Origin of the sequence: Staphylococcus pasteuri (assembly GCF_030547725.1) — a bacterium.
Lineage (GTDB): Bacteria > Bacillota > Bacilli > Staphylococcales > Staphylococcaceae > Staphylococcus > Staphylococcus pasteuri.
Window position 1 is genome coordinate 1 of sequence record NZ_JAUOQO010001079.1, and the last position, 231, is coordinate 231.

Here is a 231-nt window from a genome sequence, read left to right on the forward strand (position 1 = left end):
TGATTGTTGTTGCAATTATTGGTATTCTTACTGTAATTGCTTTTCCAACATATATTAAGTATCTTAAGAGATCCGAAATTAATGCCTGTTTAGCTGAAGCAAATGCCTATACAAATATGGTGTATTTGATTTTAAATAGTCCTGATAAAGAGCAAGCTATTCCTGTTGCTGATAATTCTGCATGTGTGAAAATTACAGATGCATCTTCATGGAACGAGACAACAACAAATC

At 32.5% G+C, this 231-nt stretch carries 1 pseudogene; it reads left to right on the plus strand.

From position 1 onward, the window contains the following. Nucleotides 1–231: pseudogene (locus tag Q4528_RS16470) on the plus strand (hypothetical protein); the annotation flags it as partial.